Raw genomic sequence first — 23,790 nt, forward strand, 5'->3', positions numbered from 1 at the left:
GCGTTCGGGCGTGTTCGCGGAACGGACACGAACGCCGCCGAGCTGTCTCGCCTCCGCTAGCCAGGAGCGCCAGCATCGGCCGGGGCAATGTCACCCGAACCGCGCTGTGCCCGTTCGCGTGCGTCCCGGCGCTTCCGCAGCTGGGGTCCTAAGTCTGCGACGAGCTTCTTGAAGGCATCGCGCGAGTCGTCATCCTGCAGGCTTCGATCCGTTTCCTCCAGTGCACTATTCAGTCGGTCGCGAAGCCCTCTCCCACGCTCATCGACCGGTCTCAAGTTCGTGTCCCACTCGTCCACGTGCCACAGAATCAGTTCATCGAGAAACTTTCGCAGGCCACGCCCCACCATCCAGGCCCCGCCGATACGGCGACGTCCCACATACACCCTCTCGAAGCACCACAAGAGCTTGAAGTACGACGACAAGGCGCTCTCAAGACTAACGCCGGTGATCCCAGCCCTGAGTGGACGATGCTGCCTAGCACTCGTCGCGCCTCTTCGACTTCACCGGTAGTGAGATCGCGGTGCAATGATTGCGCGAGCTCGCGGAGTTGCCCTCGGTAAACCACGACCGATAACCACACGGCTATAGCAGCGATGATTGCCGACATAACGGCGGTGACCGCTGACACCGATGCGGCTACTGCCTCTTCCACCGAGTCCCCCCAACGTGACGTCGTGAGCGCGTCGTGAGCTGACCTTACTCGACCATGGCATTGCCTCAGGCCTGCGGCTCGCCAGAGTGCGGCCCACGTGATCCGTTCGACCGCTCGTGGTTGCCGCCCGTCGTCAATCAGTGTGTCCCTCCAATTGAACACGACAGCGACGATTGCTACTATCGGATAATCTCAGCAAGATTGCGTGAACTGTCGTGCCGCGGGCGGCACCGCGTTCCGCGCAACGTGATCAGGCACATGGTCAAGTGGACGCCTTGAGTCCCGGGCACTCCAACCAGACGCATCGCGTCGACTTGATCAGTAAATGCGGCTTGGCGCGCCGTTCCCGACTCGTGCCGGAAGCGGATCGAGCGCAAGGTCCGGGCCTCCCGTGCGGTCCATGGAGGTGGCCGGATTGGCAGAAGTGCCGACCCCCGGGGTTGCGCTTGGCGGCCGTCCCCGGCTTGGGGCACGCCCGCCTGAGGACGAGATCGTCGCTGCCGGGTGCCCGGGCGACTGACTGTGGTCCGTTCCGCCTGCGAAAGGATGACCACGAGGAAGGACGACTCGAGATCTACACTGCCCGGACTGCTTGATCGTCGGAACTGGGACATAGCGGCCAAATATGGCCGCTATGTCCCAGCCTCGCTGATCTTGCACGCATTCGTGGCGGTCCGGGGGCGGAAAGGGACCACCGCCGGTTGCGTGGCACCCGGCCGGAACGGTCTCGTCGCGAGCGGGCGTGGCTCCAAGTCGGGGACGGCCGGCCGAGTGGCAACGTAATTCGGTCGTGATCCAAACCCGGCTATCCCCATACGTGTGAGGGCGACGCGAGCGGGATCGATGCACCAGAACGCCTGGCTCGTGCGCGACGCGGTTCGGCCCGAGCCGCGGACGGCGCGCAGTTCTGGTTCCGACCGCGTTCCGCAGTGCCGAGACAATCGCGTCCTTCCCGTAGCTCCAGGCGCTGCCGCCGGGTTACGGCCTTCATCAGATGAGAGCCATGAGCGGACTCACGCGTTGGTACCTGGGTCGGCCATGCCGAGCGCAGTCGGTGTACGTGCTATCAACTCTCAGTGATCCTCAAGAACGAGCTGCGGGAGCGGGCCACTGTCCAGGCAGGGTCATGAGCGCGCAGCTTCCGCTACCGTCCGGGCGTGGACCTGCGGCTGGTCGAGTACTTCGTCGCCGTGATCGACCACGGTGGGATCACGAAGGCGGCGAACGCGCTCTACATCGCGCAGCCGTCGCTCTCCCAGGCGATCCGCACGCTCGAACGCGAGGTCGGCGCACAGCTGTTCGACCGCGGCGGTCGCCGGCTCGAGCTCACTGCCGCCGGCCGGACGTTCGAGGCCTCGGCCCGACGGGTGCTCCGGGACGCCGAGCTCGCGCGCACCAAGGTGGCCGCGGTGCGTGAGCTGCGTGCCGGCCGGCTGCAGGTCGCGGCGATCGCGGACCTCACCGTCGACCCGTTGCCGCAGCTGGTGAGCCGGCTACGGTCGCGCCATCCCGGGATCGAGGTGCGCGTCAGCGACCCGGGAAGTCCGGGCGGCGTCACCGTCGCGGTGCGGCAGGGAGCGGCCGAGATCGGGCTGACCACGCTGCCCGTCAAAGCCGACGCGTTGACGACCCGGTCGTTGTGGAGCCAGCGGATCGTGCTGGCCATGAGTCCGGCGCTCGCCGAGGGGCTTCCCGACCCGTTGCCGCAAGAGATGATCAAACACCTGCCGCTGATCCTCGAGAAGGAGGATCGGCTCGCCGACGCGCTTGTAGCACCGCCACCCGAGAGCGTCGGTATCCGCTGCGCCCATCGGCAGGCGATCTGGGAGCTGGTCATGGCCGGTGCCGGAGCGGCGTTGCTCCCGGAGGGCATCGCGGCCGGAATGCTGACCGGGGTGGTGCTCCGCAGGACGGACCCGGAGATACGCCGGGACGTGGGCCTCGTATATCGGGAAGATCAGCTGTCGCCGGCGGGCTCGGCGTTTCTCGCCGTGGCGGAGTCGGCCGAGCCGCCGACGTGGGTGCGCGCCAGCTCGACGAACGCGACGGCGGCCGGCGAGAGGCCGTCCCGCTCGAAGACCAGCCCGTAGGGCGCCTTCAGGGCGGGGGTGAGCGCGCGCACCTGCGCCCCGCGTTCGCGGGCGATGCCCGCCATGGAGCGCTCGATCCACGTCGCGCCGACGCCGGCGAGAACGAAAGCCAGCCGAGCCTCACGGTTCTGGAGGATGGCGGCCGGGCGGCGCACCCGCTGGGCCGGAGGCAGCATCCGAAGTATCTCGGTCGCGTGTGACCCGCCCACGGGGACCGCGACCATGGGCGTGTCGATCTCGTCCCAGGGCAGCGGGTCCGACGCCGGCGCCGCCGCGCCGGGCGGGTAGGCGATCCAGTACTCCTGCGCGCCGATCTCCAGCGCATCGAGCGCCCGGTCCCCGTCGTCGCGGGGCAGAGACCGGTCGAACGGAAGATGGGTGAGCACGATCTCGCATACCGCATTGCGCAGGTGCGTGGCCGCGACGGTCTCGTCGCGAAGGCTGTCGATGGTGACCGCGACCTTCGGATGGCGACGCCGGTACTCGGCGACCAGCGTCGGCAGCATCCCCACGGAGAGGGCCGACAGGCTCCGGATGTCCAGCTTCCCGCGCAGGTGCCCCTCGTCGTCGAGGACGGAGCCTCCGGCCGTCGCGATGTCGCGCATGAGCCTGCGCGCCGGGCCGACCAGGGCATATCCGGCCGACGTCGGCACCATCCCGCGGCCGATGCGGAAGAACAACGGCGTGCCCAGCTCGCGCTCGAGCGCGCGGAGCGCCTGCGAGATCGGCGGCTGCGACACGCCCACCGCGTCCGCCGCCACGTTGATGCTGCCGTGGTCGATCACCGCGAGGAAGTACCGGACGTGATGCAGGTCCACCGGTCCAGGCTAGCGGCTCAATTTGTCGAGATTCGTGGTGAATCTCACCGCGCCCTCCTGTGGTGAGGCAGCGTGGGAGTCGCCATCTCCGAGTTCAGTGGCTGATCGAGGGCTCATGGAGGTTGGCCACGCCGTGCTCACGCGCATAGGCGATCAACTGGCGAGGCGCGCGCTCGATGTGTTCGGTGAGGACCTCGACCGCGACGTCGGCATCGCGGGCGAGCGCGAGCTCCTTGAGGCGCCGGTGCTCAGCGGCGATGTCGCGCTGGTGATCGTTGGTCAGCACCCAGTACCACCGCCGGTACAGCTCGGCGCTGTCCCGTAGCGACTGCGCGATCGCCGCGAGCCGGGCGTTGCCGCACCCGGCCAGCAGGGCCCGGTGGAAGTCGCGGTGGTGGACGGGCCACTCCTCGTTGACGGTCCCGTCGTCCCTGGTGACCGGCGTGCGCTCCAGGATGTGGTGGGTCGCGAGGACGTCGGTCTCCCACCGGACGTCGCCCCGCTCGATCGCGAGCCGCATCGCCGCCGGTTCGATCTGGACGCGACTCTCCGTGAGGTCGGCGATGTCCTGCACAGAGAGCTCCCGGACCCGGAAGCCGCGCTGCGGAGTCGCCACGGCGAGGCCTTGCTCGGCCAGCCTGGTGAGGGCCTCCCGCACGACCGACTGGCTCACCCGGAACCGGTCGGCGAGCTCGACCATCCGCAGCTTCTGGCCCGGCGCGAGACCGCCGTCGAGCAGCTCCGACCGGAGTACGTCGAAGACCTCTCCCGTGCGGGTCGTCGCGGGACCACTCATCCGCCGAAGTCTAGCGGATCCTAGATCATAACGTTAAACGTCAAAGTATCGATATACGCGGACACATCGCGCCCCGAGCGGGACCGACGCCGTCGTGATCGCGCCGCGCCGCGGCAGGTTGAGGGCCTTGCGGTAACGGGTGACGAAGAGACCGGCGCTCTTCAGCCGGCGGGTGACCCGTCCGCCGGCCACCAGACCGGGAAGCGCAACCTGGTGCTGGGTAGCACGTTGATCTGAGCGTTCCAGGCGGGCTCGTTGCCGTGGATGAAGCCGGCCTCCACGTCGTTGAGGCCGAGGGCGACGTAGAACTCACGCGCCGCGGTCGGATCCGGTCCGCTGTGTCGCGGCGCGGAGGGTGTTCGAGGGGCGCCAAGATCATGAGTCCAGCCGGCGAACCCGCGCTGCTCCCAGAGGGAGACGGCGGCGCCGAACGGGTCGATGATCGTGCTCATCGCTCCAAGACCGGGTAGCTCGAACGGAGCGACCACGATCTGTGCGCCGGCGTCGGATGCAAGCCGGGTCCGCGCTTCGACGTCGTCGACGGCCAAGTACCAGGCTGTGTGTTCGGGAAGGTCAGCCGGATAGACCGGGTTCGCCAGGTCGCTGAGACTCGCGACCGGATGACCGGAGCAGCGAAGGATCTTCGCGGCGTGGAGCCGCTCGGGCTCGGAGACGGTCCAGCCCAGCGTCTCGACCAGGGTTGTGCTCGTGGCAGCGACGTCGCGGGTCTTGAGATCGAACCAGCAGAATGATCCAGGTCCGCGTTCGTGCAAGAGCGAGTGTCCTTCCGCAGGCCGGCCGGGTCCGCGATCAAGTATCGAACCGGACACAAGGGACTTTCCGAGTACGGTCAGCCCCCTGCCTGCGGTCCTTGGCGAGCAGCTCGCGCCGCGAGCGCCTTCGATAGGAACCGCCGAGCGCGTCGTAGCGCATGTCGATCTGCGTGATGCGGGCAGCGAGCCGCCGGCCGGGGCGGAGACTGCTCGTGTTGCGCGGCCCCGCCCGTATCGGTCAGCTGTGCAGGGCGCGCAGCACCTTGTAGAAGGCGGCCTTCTGCTCGAAGCCGATGCCGGGGGTGTCGGTGAGCCCGACGTAGCTACGCTCGACCACGGCGCCGTCGGCGAACCCACCGGTGGGCTGGAACTCGCCCGGATAGGACTCGTTACCGCCCAGCTTCAGTGCCGCAGCGATGTGCAGCGAGAACTGGTGCCCGCCGTGCGGGATGCAGCGACGCGAGGACCAACCGTGCTGGGCCAGCATCTCCTGGATGCGCAGGTACTCCGTCAGCCCGTAGCTCAGCGCCGGGTCGAACTGCAGGTAGTCGCGGTCCGGGCGCATGCCGCCGTAACGGATCAGGTTCCGGGCGTCCTGCAATGAGAACAGGTTCTCCCCCGTCGCGATCGGGCCTCGGTAGTGCTCGCAGAGGGTGGCGTTGAGCCGATAGTCCAGCGGGTCGCCGACCTCCTCGTACCAGAACAGGCCGTAGGGCTCGATCGCTTCGCCGTACCGGAGTGCGGTCGCGAGGTCGAACTTGCCGTTGACGTCGACGGCGAGGCGCGACCCGTCGCCGTCGAGCACCTCCAGCACCGCCTCGATGCGGCGCAGGTCCTCGGCCAGGTCGGCGCCACCGATCTTCATCTTGACCACGTGGTAGCCCTGGTCGAGGAACCCCCGCATCTCGTCCTGCAGGTCACCCAGGGTCTTTCCCGGCGCGTAGTAGCCGCCCGCGGCGTAGACGAACACCTTCTCGTCGGGCCGGCCGTCGCCATGGCGGTCGGACAGCCAGCGGTACAGCGGCTGCCCGGCGATCTTGGAGGCGAGGTCGAACAGCGCCATGTCGACGACGCCGACGGCCACCGAACGCTCCCCGTGCCCGCCCGGCTTCTCGTTGTTCATCATGAACTCCCATGCCCGCGTGGGATCAAGCTGCCCGTCCTCGGCCAGCAACGACTCCGGCTCGGCGTCGAGCAGGCGCGGAATCACCCGACGCCGCAGGATCTCGCCCGCGCTGTAGCGCCCGTTGGAGTTGAAGCCGTACCCGACCACCGGCTCGCCGTCGCGCACGACGTCGCTGACGACGGCGACGATCGAACAGTCCATCGCGCTGAAGTCGATCCAGGCGTTGCGGATCGACGAGCTGATCGGGACGACACCCTCGTGCACGGCGGTGATCTTCAAGGAATCTCCTTGCTCGTAACTTATAAGATGCAAGGGAGGCTAAGGTGGGGCCGGGCCGGAGCACAAGACCGGTCTCGCGAACGGAGGCTCTGATGACGGCGACGAACGTGTTCTCCACCAAGAGCGACGTCGCCTACGTCGAGCTGCGCAGGCTCATACTGTCGGGGGCGTTGCCGCCAGGGTCCCGGCTGTCGCAGTACGAGCTGGCCGCGTCGCTGGGCATGAGCATCACGCCGCTGCGCGAGGCGATCCGCCGGCTGAGCAGCGAGCACCTGGTCGACCTGGACACCCACCGCGACGCACGTGTTGCGCGGATGAGCGCCGTCGAGGCGCGACAGCTGTTCGAGGTGCGCCTGTCGCTCGACCCCAGCGCCGCCGAGCTGGCCGCCGCCCGTCGCACCGACGATGACATCGTCGCCATGCGGGCCGCCGCCGCGCGGCTGCTGCCGGTCACGCGCGAGTGGGGCGATGACGCGCTCACCGCGCACCGCGAGTTCCACCGGACGCTCTACCTCGCCTCGCACAACGACGTGCTGATCCGACTGCTCGACGACCTGTGGGACAAGTCCGACCGCTACCGCCGTGTCGGCTTGGAGCTGCCTCCCGGGGACGAGCCCCGCACCCGCGACCTGCGGGAACACCACCAGCTCGTGGCACTCGTCATCGACGGCGATGCCGCCGGGGCCACGCGGCTCATGCGCGAGCACATCGAACGGAGCCTGACCGCGTCAGCCATCGCCGCGCTGGAGAAGCGCGAGGCACAACCCGCGCCGGAGCACCCGGCAGCCGGGTGAGCATGTTACCGAGTGTTCCGCAGAGAGCCGGTCCCCGGTGCCGTGACGAGATGGGCAATCACCCGCGCTACCGATCAACGCGAGCGAGCCTCGGCGCCGAGCAGCTTCAACTTCGCGTGATCATCCGTTCCCGGCTCGGCGTGGTAGATCATCAACCGCAAAGCCCCGGGCCCGTCCACGGCCAGGTTCTCGCGGGTCACGGTGAGGATGCCGAGATTTGGGTGATCGAACCTGACCGGCGGTCGATCCACCATGGCAACCACGGTGTGCCCCGCCCAGAGCTCACGGAATCGTGCATCACGCGCCGAGAGCTCGTCGACCAGCTGCGTCGTGCGCCAATCGCCTGCCGAGGCAGCCACCGAGGCTCGGAACGAGGCGACCAGGTGCTCGGTGATGATCTCCCAGTCGGCGAAGAGCGCGCGCTCGTCCGGGTCGAGGAAGACCGAAAGCATTCGATTGCGGCCTGGCCGAAGCGTCGGTGAAAGTGCCTGGGCCAGCGGGTTCGACGCGACGACGTCGAAGTGCTCGTCCTGGACGAATGCGGGAAGCTCGAGGGCCAGCAGTAGCTGTCGGATGCTCGCCGGGACATTCATCTCGCGACTACCGCTCCTGGCCGACGGCGGTCGTCCCAGGGCCAAGAGGTGTGCCGTCTCGGTCTGGTCGAGCCGCAGCGCCCGAGCGAGCGACTGCAGCACCTGCTCCGACGGGCTGCGATCGCGGCCCTGCTCCAGCCGGAGGTAGTAGTTGGCGCTGATGCCCGCCAGGAGCGCGACCTCCTCTCGTCGGAGCCCGGTGACCCGCCGCTGCCCGGTTCCCTTGAAGCCGACGTCGGCGGGCGATACCCGTTCTCGGCACGCGCGCAGGTAGTCGCCAAGGAGGTTGTTCCGGCGCATGCGGAGCTCCTTGTTCGAGGGTGACCCTGGCACTCCTACCAAGCTCAGGGGGCAGTACCGGCGCGCGACTCGACCGTAGCTTCTTGCGAAAGCCCCCACGACTGAGCAGCCAGGAAACGAGCGATGCCGAACACCACCAGTCACCGCGTCATTGCGGTCGAGGAGCACTTCGCAACCACCAGCTTCTGGGAGCGGACGGCGAACCTGCCCGCGTTCGCGGGCGAGGAGGCCGAGCGTGTGTACTCGCGCAGCTTCATCCCCAACGAGTTCATCAGTCGCAGGCTGACCGACCTGCAGACCCGGCTCGACGAGATGGACGCTGCGGGGGTCGACGTCTCGGTCCTCAGTCTGAACCCGCCCGGCGTCCAGCTCTGGGCCGACGCGGCCACCGCGACGTCGCTGGCGCGAGAGACGAACGATGCGCTGGCCGAGATCGTCGCGAGACGGCCGACGCGGTTCGGCGCGCTCGCCGCCGTTGCACCGCAGGATCCCCCCGCGGCGGCCGAGGAGATTCGCCGCGCCACCGGGACCCTCGGGTTCGGCGGCGTCCTGATCGGCTCGCACACCGGCGGCCACTACCTCGACGAGCCGCAGTTCGAGCCGATCCTGGCCGCCCTCGAGGAGACCGACGCCACGCTGTACCTGCACCCGCGGATGCCGAGCCCACAGATGCTCGAGCCGTTCCGGCCCTACGGGCTGCAGCAGGCGATCTGGGGCTTTCAAGCCGAGGCCGCAACGCACGCGATGCGTCTCATCCTGAGCGGCGCGTTCGACCGGCACCCGAACTTGCGCGTGGTGCTGGGCCACCTCGGTGAAGGTATCCCGTTCTGGCTGTGGCGCATCGACAACATGCACGCGAAGGCCTACGCCTGGGCGCGTGACGTGCTCGGCATGGTCGCACTACAGCGGAAGCCCAGTGAGTACTTCGTCCAGAACGTGTGGATCACGACGAGCGGTATGTGCGACCACGACGCGCTGCAGTACTGCGTGACGAAGGTCGGCGCCGAGCATGTCCTCTTCGCGATCGACTATCCATATGAGGACAGCTCCGTCGCTACCGAGTTCTTGGCGAAGGCCGACCTCGACGACGAGCAGCGCGCCCTGATCAGCCACCGCAACGCGGAGAGGCTCTTCCGGGTACGGCCGGCAGCTCATGTCGGCGCCTCCTCCGTCGTCCGCGCGTAGTGCGCGGCGATCTCGTCGCTGGTCGTCAACCACACGCCCGGCCGGCTCGCGATGTACTCCAGCGCCTGGTCCAGGTACTTGTGCCGGAACGGCTGGCTGACGATGAACGGGTGCAGGCACAGCGCCATCACCCGCCCGCTCTCCGCCGAATCGGCGTACAGCTGGTCGAACTGGTCCCGCACGACCTGCAGGAACTCCGGCCCGCTCACGCCGTTGCTCACGAACAGCGTGACGTCGTTGACTTCGATCGAATACGGGACGCTCAGCATCCCCGGCACGTTCAACGGGTACGGCTGGTCGTCGTTGCACCAGTCGAGCACGTACCGCAGCCCCAGCTCCGCCAGCAACGCCGGCGTCTCGTGCGTCTCGGTCAGTGCCGGCCCGAGCCAGCCCTCCGGCCGCTGCCCGGTCGCCTTCTCGATGGTGTCGACCACCTCGGTGAGATACGCCCGTTCCTCGTCACGGGGCATTCCCGCCTGGAAGGTCGAGTTGTCCCGACCGTGGGCCACCCACGCCCAGCTCCGCGCCCGGCCCGCTTCGATGATCTGCGGGTAACGGGCGCAGACATCGGAGTTGACCAGCGCACTCGCCCGGATCCGATACCGGTCCAGGCTCTCCATCAACCGCCAGATCCCCACCCGCGGGCCGTAGTCACGCCACCCGTAGTTGAGCGGGTCCGGCACGAGCCCGGCCGTGCCACCGAAGATGCTCGTCGACGGACGGTCGACGGGATAGTGCTCGAGGTTGAGCCCCACGTAGAACGCGACCCTCGCGCCATCCGGCCACTGCAGCGGCGCGCGATCCACGATCGGGCTGTAGTCGAAGAGCGTGACGTCCATGGGCTCCCCCTCGTGGAGATCGGCGCGATACCGAACGCGGGTCCAACCTGCCCTGCTAAACGATGTTCTGTCCAGCGAGCCGGATTGGGTGCTGACGAAGGTCCAGGCGGACAACCGGGCCGGGACGCACCGACGTCCCTGACGACGATCGAGTTCAGCTCCGGTTTGCCGTTTCGACGCCGAGCCGGGACCCGCGAGCGATACCAAGGCAGTCATGGGGACCACACCACAGGCCGACACCGCCGATCAGGACGGAGGTGGAGTCCCGGAGCAGTTCGCACGGCTCTGCGCCGCTGTCACGGCCCGGCTGCCGTTCGGCCTGTCCCGCGTCGTGCCATCGACGTTCGTTGGCTTCGCCGCGATCAACGGTTCCACCTTCGGCGTCGACCTGCTGATCCTCACGGTGCTGCACAGCCACTGGCAGGTGCCCTACGCCGTGGCGGTCGGCGTCGGATACGCCGTCGCGTTCGCGTTGAGCTTCGTGCTCAACCGCGTCCTGAACTTCCGGTCGCACGACCCGGTCGGGCGCCAGACCCTCGTCTACCTCGGTGTCGTCGCCGTCAACCTCGCGATCCTGGTCGCCGTCAGCTCGGGGCTCGAGGCGATCGGAGTGCAGTACCAGGTGGCGCGGGTCGCGGCCGGCGCGTGTGAGGGGCTCTTCATGTACTGCGCGATGCGCTGGGTCGTGTTCCGCGGAACCAAGGAACGGGCGCGGGCCGCCTACCGTCGTACGTTGTCATAGCAGCACCCCGACGGTGAGGATCCCGGCAACGACGAGGGCGGCGACGCCGTCGCGGATACCGGGGCGCTGGTCGGGGCCGGCAATGGTCCCGATTCCGCCTCGTGCGGTGAGTGCATCGCCGGCCTCGGCGGCGCGCCGGACGGCGGCGGCGCAGGCGATGAACGCGCCGTGGGTGAACCGGCCGAGGCGCTGCCGCCATGACTCGCGATCGCCAGGCCTGCTGCGCCGTCGCTGCCCGAGCAGGTGCAGGATCGTGCGACTGTCGTCGAGCAGCATCGGTGCCAGGCGAAGACCGAGCGCGATCGCCGCCGACAACCGCGCCAGCGGGAGCCGGATATGCCGGCCCCAGGCGGTGAGACGTTGCAGCAGCGGTGGGATCGCGCTGATCGGTGTGGTCCAGACCAGGATGGTCGAGCCGATCAGCGAGATCAGCATGATCCCGAGGAACAGCGCCGCCAGGTTCAGGGCGCCGAGGCTGATGGTGAACCCGAACACCGAGCCCAGTGGGGGTTCGTTGCCGAGCGCGGTGAGTGCGACGCTTCCGCCCACGACGAGCACCAGCCACAGCGGTAGCTTCGGCCAGGCACCGCGGGGCACGCGGCCGGCGACGGCCCACGCCGCCAGTACGAGAGCGGCCGCTGCGAGCGTGGGCCATGAGGGGTCGACGGCGGGTACGACCGCGAGGGCCAGCAACATGCCGATCTTCGTGCCCGCCCAGAGCCGGTGGGCCAGCGAGGAGCCCGGCAGCGTGCGCATCACGGTGCGGGCCTGCTTGGGCCGGCGCGGCTTGGGTCGGCTCGGCGTGGTCCGTAGGGCAGGCGCGATGGCCGGCGGACCCTCGACCCTGCCGTCGGCGACGCTGAGTGTCGCGTCGGCGAGGTCGTCCAGCGCCGCTGTGTCGTGCGTGACGATGATCAGCGTGACTCCCGCGGCGCGCAGCGCGTGCAGGGCCTCCCGTACGGCTTCCTGGGCGGGCTTGTCGAGCCCGGCGAGTGGCTCGTCGAGCACCAGTACGCGGGGGTGCGCCGCAAGCAGGCCGGCGAGCATGACTCGGCGCTGCTCGCCTCCGCTGAGTTCGTGGACCGGGCGGTCACCGAAGCGGTCGGGATCCAGCCCGACGGCGCGCAGGGCGCCGTGCGCTGTCTCCTCGTCGGCCCCGGCAGCATCGCGGACGTCCTCGCGGACGGTGGCGCGCAGCAGCGCAAGGCGAGGGTGCTGGATGCCCAGCAGAGCGCCGTCGCGCCCGTTGTGGAGGGGGCGGCCGTCGACGGTGACGGTGCCGGCGGTGGGTGCGAGCAGCCCGGCGAGCATCCACGCGAGCGTGGACTTGCCGGCGCCGTTGGGCCCGGTGATCAGCACCGTGTGTCCGGCGGGGATGTCGAGATCCACCCCGGCCAGGACCGGGTGCTGCCAGGGTGTGCCGGCGTCGTGGACGAGATCGGCCCCGCGGACCTCGACGCGGGCGCCGCGGATGTCCCCCACGGACCGCCACGACCCTTCCCCCGTGGTCGGGACCGGGGAAGGCCGGTCGTCGCCGAGATCGAGGGTGTGGTCGGCGGTCACCTCGTCGGTGTGGGAGATGTGCACGACCGTGACGCCGTCGTCGCGGACCAGCCCGTGCATGAGGTCCAGGACATCGGCCCGACCGGCCGGATCGAGCATGGCCGTGCTCTCGTCGCTGATCACCATCGAGGGTCGGCGCGCGAGCAGTCCGGCCACGGCGAGGCGCTGGAGTTCCCCGCCGGACAGCGTGGACGTCTCCCGGTCGGCGAACCCGGCGAGCCCGACCCGCGCGAGCAGTCCGTCGACATCGATGTCCGCATTGTCGGGGTCGCCGTTGTCGGTTCCCCAGAGCAGGTCGTCGACGACGCGGACGCCCAGTACCTGACTCTCAGGCCGCTGGAAGATCACACCGGTGCCTCCCGGTGCGCCGAGCCCGGCCGACCCGGCCCGTTCCACCGTCCCGTCCGTGGGGGGCTGACCGGCGAGAACCCGCCCCAGCGTCGACTTCCCCGACCCGTTCGGGCCGGTGACCGCGAGAAGACGCCCCTTCTCCAGCGTCAGGTCGACCCCGGCCAGCGCCGCTTGCGCCGAGCCCTCGTAGCGAACCCCGACCCCCGCCAGCCGCACCGGCAGCGGGGCGACCACGGTGCCCGGGACCACTGAGGTGTCGAGGTCCCCCATCGTCGTCCGGGGCAGCAGTGGCTGCACGCGACGTACCGGCGACCGGAACGCCAAGGTCGCGATCAGAACCCAGACCAGCACCCCCATCGTCACGAGTACCGACAGCAGGAGCCACCACCGGGTGACGGCGAACGAGACGATCCCCTGCCCGGCGTCGAGGACGGGGCGAGGCAGGCCCGCGGCCTCCCCGAGACGCACGACCCCGGCCCCGGCGTTCGCGAGCTGGGCCAACGCCAGTACCCGCAGCTCGGTGAGCGCCGAGAAGACCCCCACCGCGAGCACAGCCGTGGGCACGCCGATCGCCAGCGCCCCGGTTCCGACGATCCTCGGAACCGACCAGCCCCTCCGCAGACCGATTCCGATCAACGAACCCAATGCACCGGCCGCGACGGCGGAGGCGGCCGCAGAGATCCCACCGCCGAGGAAGGCGACGGCGAACGCCGTCGTCACCGCGATCGAACAGACCCGCGCTCGACGGCGGTATCCCAGGACCGCCACGGGGAATGCCGCCAGCAGGACGCCGATGTCCCCGGCGGGGACCAGACGCGTGAGCACGCACATGGCCGCTGCCAGGTCACCCAAGGCCACCGCCTCGGCCATCTCCATCGTCGTGATGGGCCGACGGAAGCGACGCGCATGACCCCGAAGCACCGCCTGCGACGTGCTTGCCGGGTTGGGGAGCACGTCCGCGCTCACCCGGACACCCTCCGTGCGCTCAGGCCGGCGTCGTACATCTCTGGGTCGGCCACAGCGCCCATTCTCGATCGACCGGCCTGAGACCGGCTCAGTGCTCGTCCCGGTCAGTGCTCGTGGATGAGGAGGGAACGCGACCGAAATCTGCCCGACCGCGTTCCGCGGAACGCGACGGCGGGGTGTGGATCACCGAACGGGCCGCACCGAAAGACCTCCGCAGACGATCAATCCAAGATCGAGGCGCGAGCAGGATAACCAGGTTGACCTGCAGGAGCACAGATCGGCAGGCTCCGTGTGCAGGTCTCTGGTCGGCATCCGCTGTGGACGAGCAGCACGAGGCGTACACGACCAGATCGAGGGGCATGAAGCGCCCGCAACCCGGACGGCGAGGTGAAGGCGTGACCGCGGATACGGGCTGGCGCCTGCCCCCGGCGAAGCGGCATGTGCTGCCCGCCCTCATCGGATACTCCTTCACACAGGCGCCGGTCGTGACCGCCCTCACCGCGATCACGGCCGTCCTCGCCGGTGCGGCGCCGGTCGGCATCACCATCGCGATCGGCGAAGTGGTGGACGGGCTGACCTCGGCGATCGGCCACGGCACGGACACCCCGGCGGCGCAGGAGTGCTATCGCTGGATCGCCGTCATCGTCGTGCTGTTCCTGCTCACCCACCTCGCCGATTCGGCGCGAGAGGCCCTGGGCCGGGCCCTCGGCCGCCGGGTCACCGGCCGGCTCGGTGAGCGCGTGATGATGGCCGCCTGCGAGCCTGCGACCATCGGCCACCTCGAGGACCCTGCCTACCTCGGCCGGATCGGGCGGGCCCGGGGCGACGGGACCATCGACATGCCCCCGGGGGAAGCGGTCTTCGGGTTCTCCACCAAAGCCTCGATGTGGGTGACCGGCATCGGCTCCGCTGTGCTGCTCACCCAGGTCGTCTGGGGACTGGGGCTGATCGTCTTCGCTGTCTTCGTCGTGATCCACTCCCGGCTGGTCCGGAACTACCGGATCGCCGTGGTCGAGAGCATGAATCAGACGAAGAAGCTCCGCCGTACGTCCTACTTGCGGGATGTGCCGACCACGCCCGGCGCGGCCCGGGAAGTCCGCTTGTTCGGACTCGCGGCCTTCTTCCGCGATGGGTACCACTCGCAGTGGCGCGCGAACATGACGGAGGTCTGGCGGCGGCGGCGCGAGCATGACCTGTTCGTCGTCGTGGTGGTCGTGGTCACCGGCGTCACGGTCGCCTCGGTCTTCTACTACCTGGCATACCGGGCCGCCACCGGAGGTTCGACGGTGGGTGATCTGGCGATCGGCGGCCTGGCCGTCCGGGCACTCCTTCAGCTGCTCCGGGCGGATGACGACAACCTCCGTATGAGCTTCGGCTCGAAGGCGGCCGCCGAGGCGTTCGCCTTTCCCGTCGCGGCGGTGGCGGCCGGTCCGGACAAGGACCATTGGCCGGCGGCGGTGGCGGCCATCTCCTGCGAGGATCTGCGGTTCCGTTACGGCGGCGCTGAAAACGAGGTGTTGCACGGCATCAGCCTCACCGTCCCCGCGGGTCAGTCGCTTGCCATCGTCGGTCTCAACGGGGCCGGCAAGACGACGCTGGCCCGGCTTCTCGCCGGCCTGGACGCTCCGAGCGGGGGTTGCGTGCGCGTTGGTGCGACCCCGATCGAGGACGCCAACCGTCGGAGCTGGCAGCGTCAGGTGGTTGCCGTCTTCCAGGACTTCGGCCGCTATGAGCTGACCGTGCGGGACAACATCGCCTTCGGCTCCCTGGCTCATGCGGACGACGAGGAGGGCCTGCGCGCCGTGGCGCGCCAGGCCGGGCTGCTGGAGTTCATCGAGGAGCTTCCCCATGGCTGGGACACGGTGATCTCCAGTCGGTACACCGGCGGGATCGACGCGTCGGGCGGCGAGTGGCAGCGCATCGCCATCGCCAGGGCGCTGTTCGGCCTACGGCACGGCGCGCGGCTGCTGATCATGGACGAACCGGCCGCGAGCCTCGATGCTCGCGCCGAGGCTCGGCTCTACGACACGTTCCACGAGCTCACCGCGGGTGCCACCACGGTCGCGATCTCACATCGGTTCGCGACCGTGCGCAAGGCGGAGCGGGTGGTCGTGCTCGATCACGGCCGGATCATCGAGGACGGCACGCACGAGGATCTGATCAGTGCCGACGGCCGGTACGCCGAGCTGTTCCGCCTGCAGGCGAAGCGTTTCCAGGAGGCAGCGTCTTGATCAACGCCCTGCGCTTCGCCCTCACGACCGGACCCCGCATCGACCGGACCCGTTCCCTGATCGTGGTGGCGTTGGCGGTTCTCGAACAGGTCACCGGGATCGGCCTCGCAGTGCTGCTCGGCTTGTTCACCGAGATGGCCGGCCGGCATTCGACCAGCGGCATGGTGACACTCGCGCTGTGTGTGGCGATTTTCGTGATGCTCACCAACGGCACCCTCATCGCCGGCTATTTCACCCGCCTTCGCCATCGGGAGGAGATCCAGAACGAAATCGAGCGCCAGTTCATCGACGCCGCAGGCACGACGCCGACGCTGGAGATCCACGAGCGTTCCAGCCGCTCCGACAAGGCGGCGGTGGTCCGTGCTGCGCGGGGCGAGATCGGGCCGGGTTTCGGCCGGCTGATGTGGCTGGCCGGAGCCGCGCTGGCCCTGATCGCCTCGGCCGTCCTGATGGCCTTGGTCGTTCCCGTCCTCGCCGTACTGCCACTGTTCGCCGTCCCCATGGTGCTGGCCACCCGGGCGGCGGACAACAAGCGCGGTCAGGCCGAGCAGCGTGCCACGCCCCGGACCCGGCTGGCCGGTCACCTGTTCACGCTCGCCACCACGGCCGCACCCGGTCGCGAGACCCGCCTGCTCGGACTGGCGGGCGAGCTTCGGCGCAGGCACCGCGAGGAGTGGGACTGCGCTGGCCGGGACATCGCCCGGACCGATCTGCGGGCCCGGGTACCGGTCGCGCTGGCGTGGCTGTTGTTCGTGCTGGCGTACGCGACCGCCATCGTCCTGATGGTGCGGGCCGGCCTGGCCGGCGACGCCTCGCTGGGCCTGGTCGTCGCGGCCGTCGCCGTCAGCAGTCAGATCACCGGGCAGGTGCAGAGCTTGTTGGACCTGACCATATGGACACTGGAGTCGCTGCGGGCAACCCGGGCGTTCCTCGACGTGGTGGAGGACTGCGCCCAGGAGCGGGCGGCCGTCGTGCCGGCCACTCCGCTGACGGTGCCGCCCCGGTTGGACAGCGGCATCACGGTCGAGGGTCTCAGCTTCCGGTACTGGAACCGCGATCAGCCTTCGCTGAACGACATCAACCTCGAGCTCCCGGCCGGGGCCGTGGTGGCCCTTGTCGGCGAGAACGGCGCGGGGAAGTCGACGTTGGTCAAGATGCTCTGCGGTCTCTACCGGCCCAGCGCCGGGCGCATCCTGGTGGACGGGACCGATCTCACGCAGTTCGCGCCGCAGGACTGGCGTGCCCGGATCACGGCGGCCTTCCAGGACCCGGTACACATCGAGATGTCACTTCAGGACACGATCGGGCTGGGCCGGCTCGAGGATCGCGACGACCCGGAGCGGATCCTCGAGGCGCTGCGGACGGCCGGCGGTGACACGCTCCTCGCTTCGCTGCCCGAGGGCCTGCAGACGCGGCTCGGGCGAGAATCGTGGGACGGCAAGGGGCTGTCGGGCGGCCAGTGGCAGACGGTCGCCAACGCCCGGGCGGCGATGCGGCCGGCGCCGCTGCTGCGGGTCATGGACGAGCCCACCGCCAGTCTCGACGCGCGGGCCGAGGAGTGGCTGTTCCAGCAGTACGCCGACCTGAGCCGCCTTCAGGGCGGCGTGACCGTCCTCGTCACACATCGCCTCACGACCGCCCGGGCGGCGGATCTCATCGTGGTTCTTGACGGCGGCCGGGTCGTCGACGTCGGCACCCACGACACCCTGAGTCGGGCGGACGGACTTTACGCCGAGTTGTTCCGCCTACAGGCCCGGTACTTCGTCTGATCTTGATGCGCTAGAACGCCGGCACGTCGCTGCTCGTGGCGTTCCCTCCCACGACAGGGGTGACCGTGATGCTCCAGTTGCTATTCGCGTCGAACGTGTCGTCGAATTTCTGGAACGCGCAGTCGCGGGTGAACTTGAGCGCCTGTCCGTCCCAGTCCGTCCCGCTCTTGAAGTAGACCTGGTAGGTGCCGGCCAGCCCGGTGAGTGTCGCCGTCGAGAGCGCCCGTACGTAGACGCTCGCGGTCGGGGCAGCCGGGTCCGACACGACGGCCGCGATCACGGCGTCGGAGCCACCGCCGTTCTTGATCTCCAACGTGCCGCCGCCACGCGGACCGTTGCGCTGCAGCACCGCCCCGTTCTCCCCGTGCCGGTCCTGCAGCGCGGGCAGATCGACCTGCGGGGGGATCAGACTGCCGCTGAACGTGAGCCCGGCCCCTGCGAGGACAGTGGACGACACGCCTGACGCTGCGGCCTCCAGCTCCTGCCTGACGGCGGCCTTCGCCATCGCGGTCTGCTCTTCGGCACTGGGCGCGATCCCGCATTCGTTGGGCGTCGCATCCGGTGGAGCGAGGGCGAGCAGGCCCGGAGCCGACCGCAGGAACGTCAGCACGGCGTCGTGCTGACCACGCGCGTTATCCGGCGGATTCACGTCCTGTAGTGCCTGCTCCTGCGCCTGCATCGCCGCAGCGAGCTCGGAACTGGCCGACGCGACCTCGTCCGCGGACGTCGCCGCCACCAGCCGGTCGATCGGCGGCTGAACGGACTGCTCGAAACCGGTCAGTAGTCCCTGGTACTCGGCCGTCGAGACGCTCGAGGCACACCCGGCCACGCCGACCAGCAACGCGAACCCGGCTGCGGCGACCCGCACCGCCCTCCCCGTCCGAACCCGACTGGCCGACGCCGCTCCTCGGTGCACCAGACCCCCCTGCTGCGTGTGCCGACGGGCACCGCTGCAGGCGATGACCGCCAGGGTGGTGTCGGCGCACCATCCGACCACGGTCGGTGCCCTCAGTCCACCGAGAGACGCGTCCCGGCACACTTTGCCAGCCTGCGGTCCCGTGCTCTGCGGGCGAGACGCAGAACCACCGAGCGAAGTGCCTCGACGGGCCGGCTCGACGGCACGAACATCTGCTGCTTCACCCGTGCGATCCGCTGGTGCTTCCTGATGAGCGGGCGCAACCGCGACTCCCACGCGGCTAGCGCGGCCTCCAGGTCGTCCGGGTTCGCCCGCAGCGCCCTTCCCAGGTCGGCAGCGCCCAGGAGGGCGGAGGTCGCCCCCATTCCGGAGTAGAGGTTCAGGCACCAGGCCGCGTCGCCGAGTAGCACGACCCGTCCACTGCTCCACCGGGGCATCCGCACCTGGTGCACCGAGTCGAACAGGAACTCGGGAGCCGCGTCCAGCGCGTCCAGCGCGTACCGCACCACGGGGTCGTCCATCCCGGAGAAGACGGTGCGCAGGCGCTGAACCGGGGATCCGGTGAACTGGCCCGCGACGTCATCGGTGCGGTAGGTCAGCAGGACGGTCGGGGCCCGATCGGCCAGGCCGAAAACCCACACCGCACGCCCAGCGCGGGCACTGATGATGCTGTCCGCCGCGGCGAAGGACGACACCTGCTCCTGGAGCTGGAACGCGCAGATCATCGCGTTCCACGTCGTCATGTGGTCCTCGTGCGGACCGAAGACCAACCGGCGCACCCCCGACCGCAGCCCGTCCGCACCGACCACCAGGTCGAAGCTCTCGGGGTAACGCGCGCCGGTGCCGGCATCCTCGAGATCCACCTGAACGTCCGCACCGGTGTCGACCAGCTCGACGGGCGTCGTCGCGAACCGCACCTCGACCCCGGAGATGCCCTGCCAGAGCGCGGCCTCGATGTCACCGCGGAGCACGGCTGCGGGATCGCCCGGCTGATGCAGGAACCCCACACCCGGCTCACGGTCGCCGCGTCGAGTCAGCGACCACGCGTTCCCACCGTCCGGCGGGTTGCGGGTGTGCAGGTGGCCGTCGATGCCCAGATCGACCGCCGCCTGCCGCCCCTTCGGCATCAGTCCGACGAAGTAGCCACCCCGTCGACGCTCTGGCGCCCGCTCGACGATCACCGGCGTCCATCCGGCCTCCCGGAGCCCGATCGCCGCGGCCATGCCCGCGATCCCCAACCCCACGACCAAGGCTCGCTTGGGCCCCATCAGTCCGGGACGACGACGGCGCGGGTGCGCCCCTGGTGCGCCCACGCCTCGCCGATGCGGCTGAGCGGGTAGGCGGTGTACGGGGCGTCGAAGGTTCCGTCCGCGAAACGGGCCAGGACGTCGGGAAGCTCGGCGATCATCTGCGCCTTCGAGACCGAGCCGGTGCCACTCCCGGTCACCCGGATCCGCCGACTGCGCAGGAGCGCCGCGGGCAGCGCCGCCTCGGTTCCGGCGAGCGAGCCGATCTGCACGTAGTCGATGGCCCCGGTCTCGTCGTCGTCCGGGCCGGACCCTCCCAGTGCGGCGAAGGCGGCCTCGGCGACCGGGCCCCACACGAAGTCGAGCACGAGTGCGGGCGGCGCCTCGGCGAGTGCAGCGCCGAGGGCGGCTGGTTCGCCGTGCGCGAGCGGAACGGTCACGGCGCCGAGACCACGCAGCCGCTCCAGCGCCTCGGGGTCGCGGCCGGCCGCGATGACGCGGTTCGCCCCGAGGGCCAGCGCCCCCCGCACGGCCAGCCTGCCCGACATGCCGGTCGCCCCGAGCACCAGCACGGTGCCGAGCTCGCCCACCTCCTTGCGCCGGGCGATCAGCGGCATCCATCCCGACATGGCGGGATTCATGCCGGCGGCGACCGCGAGCGGATCGGCCCCGGCGGGCAGCTCCATCTCGAACGGCGTGACCAGGCGTTCGGCCATCGTGCCCCACGGCGGCCTGGCAAGACCGGTGTAGACCAGGCGCCCGTCCTCGGTGCGGGCCACGGCGTCGACCCCCGGCACGAGCGGATACGCCCCGTTGCTGCCGTAGTGGCGGCCGGAGGCCAGCCCGCGGACGACGTGGTGCAGGCCCGCGCCCACCAGCCGCAGCGGCTCCCGGCCCGGCTGCTGCTCCGGGTCCGGGAAGTCCGCGTAGACGGGTGTCGCGTCCGGGGTGGCGACGACTGCAGCGCGCATCAGAGACTCCTTAACTAAGTTCAAGCGGTCGTATTCACAGTCCCTGAACTTTGTTAAGGTGTCAAGCGTGGCGAAGGGCATCACGCGGGAGCGGATCGTGGCGGCGGCACTCGAGCTGCTCGACGAGAAGGGCATGGAGGGCATCACCGTCCGTGCGCTCGCCGCCCGGCTCGACGTGCAGGCCCCCGCTCTGTACTGGCACGTCCGCAACAAGCAGGAATTGCTCGACGAGATGAGCACCGTCGTCATGCGACGCGTCACCGACGCCCTGTCGGCGCTCCCTCCCGGCGCAGGCTGGCGGGACGACCTCGCCGCCTACGCCCGCGTCCTGCGCTCGGAGTACCTGCTCCACCGGGACGGGGCCCGCGTCTTCAGCGGCACGCGCATCTCCGACCCCGACGTGGTGCGGGCGAAGGAGCCGTGGCTCGCACGCTTGACCGCGGCCGGATTCACGCTCGCCGATGCCGACGACGCCACCGATCTGGTCACCGCGTTCGTGGTCGGCTTCGTCATCGAGGAGCAGGAGCGGGGCCAGTCAGCAGAGACCGACCCCGGGCGGTACTCGCTCCCCGAGCGCGACGCCTGGCTGGGCGAGGACGTCGAACTGGTCAAAGCTGCCGGGCACCTCCGCGACGACGGTGACCAGCGGTTCGAACGGCATCTCGGCATCGTCCTCGACGGGCTCGCAGCCCGGCTGGGCAGCTCACGGCCGTGACCTACACCGTGCTCGTCGCCGACGACGACCGCGCGATCCGCGAGTCACTGGGCCGGGCGCTGGAACTCGAGGGATACCGCGTGGTCGGGGTCGACGACGGTGTGCAGGCGCTGACCCGTGCGCGTCGTGAAGCTTTCGACGTGCTCGTCCTGGACGTGACGATGCCCGGCCTCGACGGGCTAGGGGTCTGCCGGGTCCTGCGCGCGGACGGGAGCCGGATCCCGGTGCTGATGCTCACTGCGCGGGTCGAGACACCCGACCGGGTGGCCGGTCTCGACGCAGGCGCCGACGACTACTTGCCCAAGCCCTTCGAGCTCGACGAGCTCCTGGCCCGGCTGCGGGCGCTGCTGCGCCGGGCCGGCCCGCCGGACGGGGACCGCGAGCCCACGCTGTCGGTCGGGGACCTGCGGCTCGATCCGGCAGCCCGGCGAGTGTGGTGGGCCGCGACCGAGCTGACCCTCACCAAGACCGAGTTCGACCTGCTCGAACTGCTCATGCGCAACGCGGGAGTCGTGCTCGAACACACGCAGGTTTACGAGCGGATCTGGGGCTACGACTTCGGTGCCGACTCGAAGAACCTGGCCGTCTACATCGGATACGTGCGGCGCAAGCTGGCCGCCGCGGGCGCCCCGCCCGTGATCCACACGGTCCGCGGGGTCGGCTACACGGTGCGCCGGTCGTGAACCTCGGGACCCGGCTCGCGCTGGCCTTCGCGGCGGTCGCCGCCGCCGTCGCCGCAGCGGTCGGGGTACTCGCGTTCTACTCGGCGGTCGAGCGCGTCACCGGCGAGGTGGACCGCACGCTGCAGACGTCCGCGACCGCGGTCGTCAACGGATACGAAGACGTGCTCCACACCCCGCAGCTGATCGCGCAGCGCATCGCACCCGATGGCACCGTCACGCCTCTCGGTGGGCGGTCCGTGACGCTCCCCGTCCGGGACACGGACCGCGCGCTGGCCTCCGGCACCGTGCGGGGCGCGACGAGCACCACCGAGGTGGCCATCGGCGACGACACCCGCGTCGTGGCCTACCGCGTGCTGACCACCGCGCTCGGCGAGGGACGCGGAGCGGTGCAGGTCGGGATCGACATCGACCTGTCCCGCCAGGTGCTGAGCGGGCTCGCGAAGGAGATCACTCTCCTCGCCCTGCTGGTGACGGTGGTTGCGGCGGGGCTCGGCTGGTTGCTGGCGCGCCGGATCGCCCGGCGGCTGGTCCGGCTGACGGTGATCGCGGAGGACGTCAGCGCCGCCGGGCCGGGAGCCGGCGACGTACCGGTGGAAGGACGCGACGAGGTGGCCCGGCTGTCGTCGTCGTTCAACACGATGCTGCGCCGGCTCGCGGAGTCGCGAGAGGCGCAGGAGCGGCTGATCCAGGACGCCGCGCACGAGCTGCGGACCCCGCTGACGAGCCTGCGCACCAACGCCAGCGTGCTGCGCCGCATCGACCGGCTCGACCCGGAGTCCCGCGGGCGGCTGCTCGCCGACGTCGAAGGCGAGACCCTGGAGCTGTCCCACCTGGTCGAAGAGCTGATCACCCTGGCGTTGGCCCGTCATACCGACGAGGAGGACGACGAGGTCGATCTGGCCGCGGTCGTCCGAGCTGCCGCCGACCGGACCCGGCGACGGACCGGGCGGGAGATCAGGATCGGGTCCGACGGCACACGGGTACGCGGGCAGCGGCACGCGCTGGAACGTGCGGTCGGGAACCTGCTGGAGAACGCGGCGAAGTTCGACGCCGGTACCGCGCCCATCGACGTCGGTGTCCGCCGGGGCACGATCACGGTCTCGGACCGCGGGCCGGGGCTCGCGGCCGGCGACGTCGACCGGGTCTTCGACCGGTTCTACCGGGCGGACGCCGCGCGGTCGCTGCCCGGATCGGGACTCGGGCTGGCCATCGTCGCCGACATCGCCGAGGCGCACGACGGCACGGCGTTCGCCGGCAACCGGCCGGGGGGCGGCGCCACGATCGGGATCACGATCGGTACGGGCCGGCTCTTACCGGACTCCGACCCACATCATGATCCTGATTCACCTGCGCCCGAGACCGTGGTGGGGAGCTGATCCCCACACCGTCAA

Annotated in this window: 18 protein-coding genes and 1 pseudogene; 9 read left to right on the forward strand and 10 right to left on the reverse strand. The window is 70.0% G+C overall.

What is annotated here, in order from left to right; all coding sequences use genetic code 11:
• Positions 1-1,842: 1,842 nt before the first annotated feature.
• Positions 1,843-2,589, forward strand: a pseudogene (locus K1T35_RS36105) (LysR family transcriptional regulator); the annotation flags it as partial.
• A 20-nt stretch (positions 2,590-2,609) separates the two neighbouring features.
• Here K1T35_RS36105 and K1T35_RS49390 read toward each other — a convergent pair.
• The 4 genes from K1T35_RS49390 to K1T35_RS36120 form a co-directional block, all read right to left on the reverse strand.
• Positions 2,610-3,560 carry a LysR family transcriptional regulator gene (locus K1T35_RS49390; protein ID WP_255621104.1) on the reverse strand — a complete coding sequence of 317 codons (951 nt, stop codon included), beginning with the start codon at positions 3,558-3,560 and terminating at the stop codon, positions 2,610-2,612.
• Positions 3,561-3,654: 94 nt separating this feature from the next.
• On the reverse strand, positions 3,655-4,356 hold the full coding sequence (locus K1T35_RS36110) for a GntR family transcriptional regulator (RefSeq protein ID WP_220256209.1): 702 nt from the start codon (positions 4,354-4,356) through the stop codon (positions 3,655-3,657).
• A 161-nt stretch (positions 4,357-4,517) separates the two neighbouring features.
• On the reverse strand, positions 4,518-4,808 hold the full coding sequence (locus K1T35_RS36115; RefSeq protein ID WP_220256210.1) for a hypothetical protein: 291 nt from the start codon (positions 4,806-4,808) through the stop codon (positions 4,518-4,520).
• 559 nt (positions 4,809-5,367) lie between these two features.
• A complete protein-coding gene (locus K1T35_RS36120; protein WP_304940835.1) occupies positions 5,368-6,534 on the reverse strand; it encodes a mandelate racemase/muconate lactonizing enzyme family protein in 1,167 nt (388 codons plus the stop codon).
• A gap of 92 nt (positions 6,535-6,626) precedes the next feature.
• On the opposite strand from K1T35_RS36120, the gene K1T35_RS36125 reads away from it, so the two are divergent.
• Positions 6,627-7,328 carry a GntR family transcriptional regulator gene (locus K1T35_RS36125; RefSeq protein ID WP_220256211.1) on the forward strand — a complete coding sequence of 234 codons (702 nt, stop codon included), beginning with the start codon at positions 6,627-6,629 and terminating at the stop codon, positions 7,326-7,328.
• A gap of 74 nt (positions 7,329-7,402) precedes the next feature.
• Here the strand turns inward: K1T35_RS36125 and K1T35_RS36130 are convergent, their stop codons facing one another.
• Positions 7,403-8,389, reverse strand: a complete 987-nt coding sequence (locus K1T35_RS36130; protein WP_255621105.1) for a helix-turn-helix transcriptional regulator — start codon at positions 8,387-8,389, stop codon at positions 7,403-7,405.
• On the opposite strand from K1T35_RS36130, the gene K1T35_RS36135 reads away from it, so the two are divergent.
• Entirely contained in the window at positions 8,345-9,406 is a 1,062-nt protein-coding gene (locus tag K1T35_RS36135) for an amidohydrolase family protein (RefSeq protein ID WP_220256212.1), read from the forward strand. The genes K1T35_RS36130 and K1T35_RS36135 overlap by 45 nt on opposite strands.
• Here the strand turns inward: K1T35_RS36135 and K1T35_RS36140 are convergent.
• Entirely contained in the window at positions 9,373-10,245 is an 873-nt protein-coding gene (locus K1T35_RS36140) for a polysaccharide deacetylase family protein (RefSeq protein ID WP_220256213.1), read from the reverse strand. The two genes, K1T35_RS36135 and K1T35_RS36140, sit on opposite strands and share 34 nt — an antisense overlap.
• Positions 10,246-10,459: 214 nt before the next feature.
• Between K1T35_RS36140 and K1T35_RS36145 the strand changes: the two genes are divergently transcribed.
• Positions 10,460-10,987, forward strand: coding sequence for a GtrA family protein (locus K1T35_RS36145; protein WP_220256214.1), 528 nt, complete (start codon positions 10,460-10,462; stop codon positions 10,985-10,987).
• On the opposite strand, the gene K1T35_RS36150 is transcribed toward K1T35_RS36145, so the two are convergent.
• The gene (locus K1T35_RS36150; protein ID WP_220256215.1) at positions 10,982-13,867 is read right to left on the reverse strand and encodes a DUF2232 domain-containing protein; all 2,886 of its coding nucleotides are present in this window, start codon (positions 13,865-13,867) and stop codon (positions 10,982-10,984) included. The genes K1T35_RS36145 and K1T35_RS36150 overlap by 6 nt on opposite strands.
• 395 nt (positions 13,868-14,262) lie before the next feature.
• Between K1T35_RS36150 and K1T35_RS36155 the strand changes: the two genes are divergently transcribed.
• A complete protein-coding gene (locus K1T35_RS36155) occupies positions 14,263-16,098 on the forward strand; it encodes an ABC transporter ATP-binding protein (RefSeq protein ID WP_220256216.1) in 1,836 nt (611 codons plus the stop codon).
• Complete coding sequence (locus tag K1T35_RS36160; RefSeq protein WP_220256217.1) at positions 16,095-17,867, forward strand: ABC transporter ATP-binding protein; 1,773 nt, start codon at positions 16,095-16,097, stop codon at positions 17,865-17,867. The genes K1T35_RS36155 and K1T35_RS36160 overlap by 4 nt, the downstream gene beginning before the upstream one ends.
• 10 nt (positions 17,868-17,877) lie before the next feature.
• Here K1T35_RS36160 and K1T35_RS36165 read toward each other — a convergent pair whose 3' ends face one another.
• The 3 genes from K1T35_RS36165 to K1T35_RS36175 form a co-directional block, all read right to left on the reverse strand.
• The gene (locus K1T35_RS36165; RefSeq protein ID WP_220256218.1) at positions 17,878-18,735 is read right to left on the reverse strand and encodes a hypothetical protein; all 858 of its coding nucleotides are present in this window, start codon (positions 18,733-18,735) and stop codon (positions 17,878-17,880) included.
• Between the two features lie 140 nt (positions 18,736-18,875).
• The gene (locus K1T35_RS36170; RefSeq protein WP_255621107.1) at positions 18,876-20,027 is read right to left on the reverse strand and encodes an FAD-dependent monooxygenase; all 1,152 of its coding nucleotides are present in this window, start codon (positions 20,025-20,027) and stop codon (positions 18,876-18,878) included.
• Positions 20,028-20,050: 23 nt separating this feature from the next.
• Positions 20,051-21,001, reverse strand: a complete 951-nt coding sequence (locus K1T35_RS36175; RefSeq protein WP_220256220.1) for a zinc-binding alcohol dehydrogenase family protein — start codon at positions 20,999-21,001, stop codon at positions 20,051-20,053.
• 67 nt (positions 21,002-21,068) lie between these two features.
• On the opposite strand from K1T35_RS36175, the gene K1T35_RS36180 reads away from it, so the two are divergent.
• From K1T35_RS36180 to K1T35_RS36190, 3 genes are read left to right on the forward strand one after another with little or no spacing between them, the layout of a single operon-like run.
• Positions 21,069-21,716: a TetR/AcrR family transcriptional regulator C-terminal domain-containing protein gene (locus tag K1T35_RS36180; protein ID WP_255621109.1), complete on the forward strand. Its 648-nt coding sequence runs from the start codon at positions 21,069-21,071 to the stop codon at positions 21,714-21,716.
• Positions 21,713-22,399: a response regulator transcription factor gene (locus tag K1T35_RS36185; RefSeq protein ID WP_220256222.1), complete on the forward strand. Its 687-nt coding sequence runs from the start codon at positions 21,713-21,715 to the stop codon at positions 22,397-22,399. The genes K1T35_RS36180 and K1T35_RS36185 overlap by 4 nt, the downstream gene beginning before the upstream one ends.
• A complete protein-coding gene (locus K1T35_RS36190) occupies positions 22,396-23,775 on the forward strand; it encodes a HAMP domain-containing sensor histidine kinase (RefSeq protein ID WP_220256223.1) in 1,380 nt (459 codons plus the stop codon). Before K1T35_RS36185 ends, K1T35_RS36190 begins: the two co-directional genes overlap by 4 nt.
• The last annotated feature ends 15 nt before the right edge of the window (positions 23,776-23,790 follow it).

It is taken from the genome of Pseudonocardia sp. DSM 110487 (assembly GCF_019468565.1).
Classification (GTDB): Bacteria; Actinomycetota; Actinomycetes; order Mycobacteriales; family Pseudonocardiaceae; genus Pseudonocardia.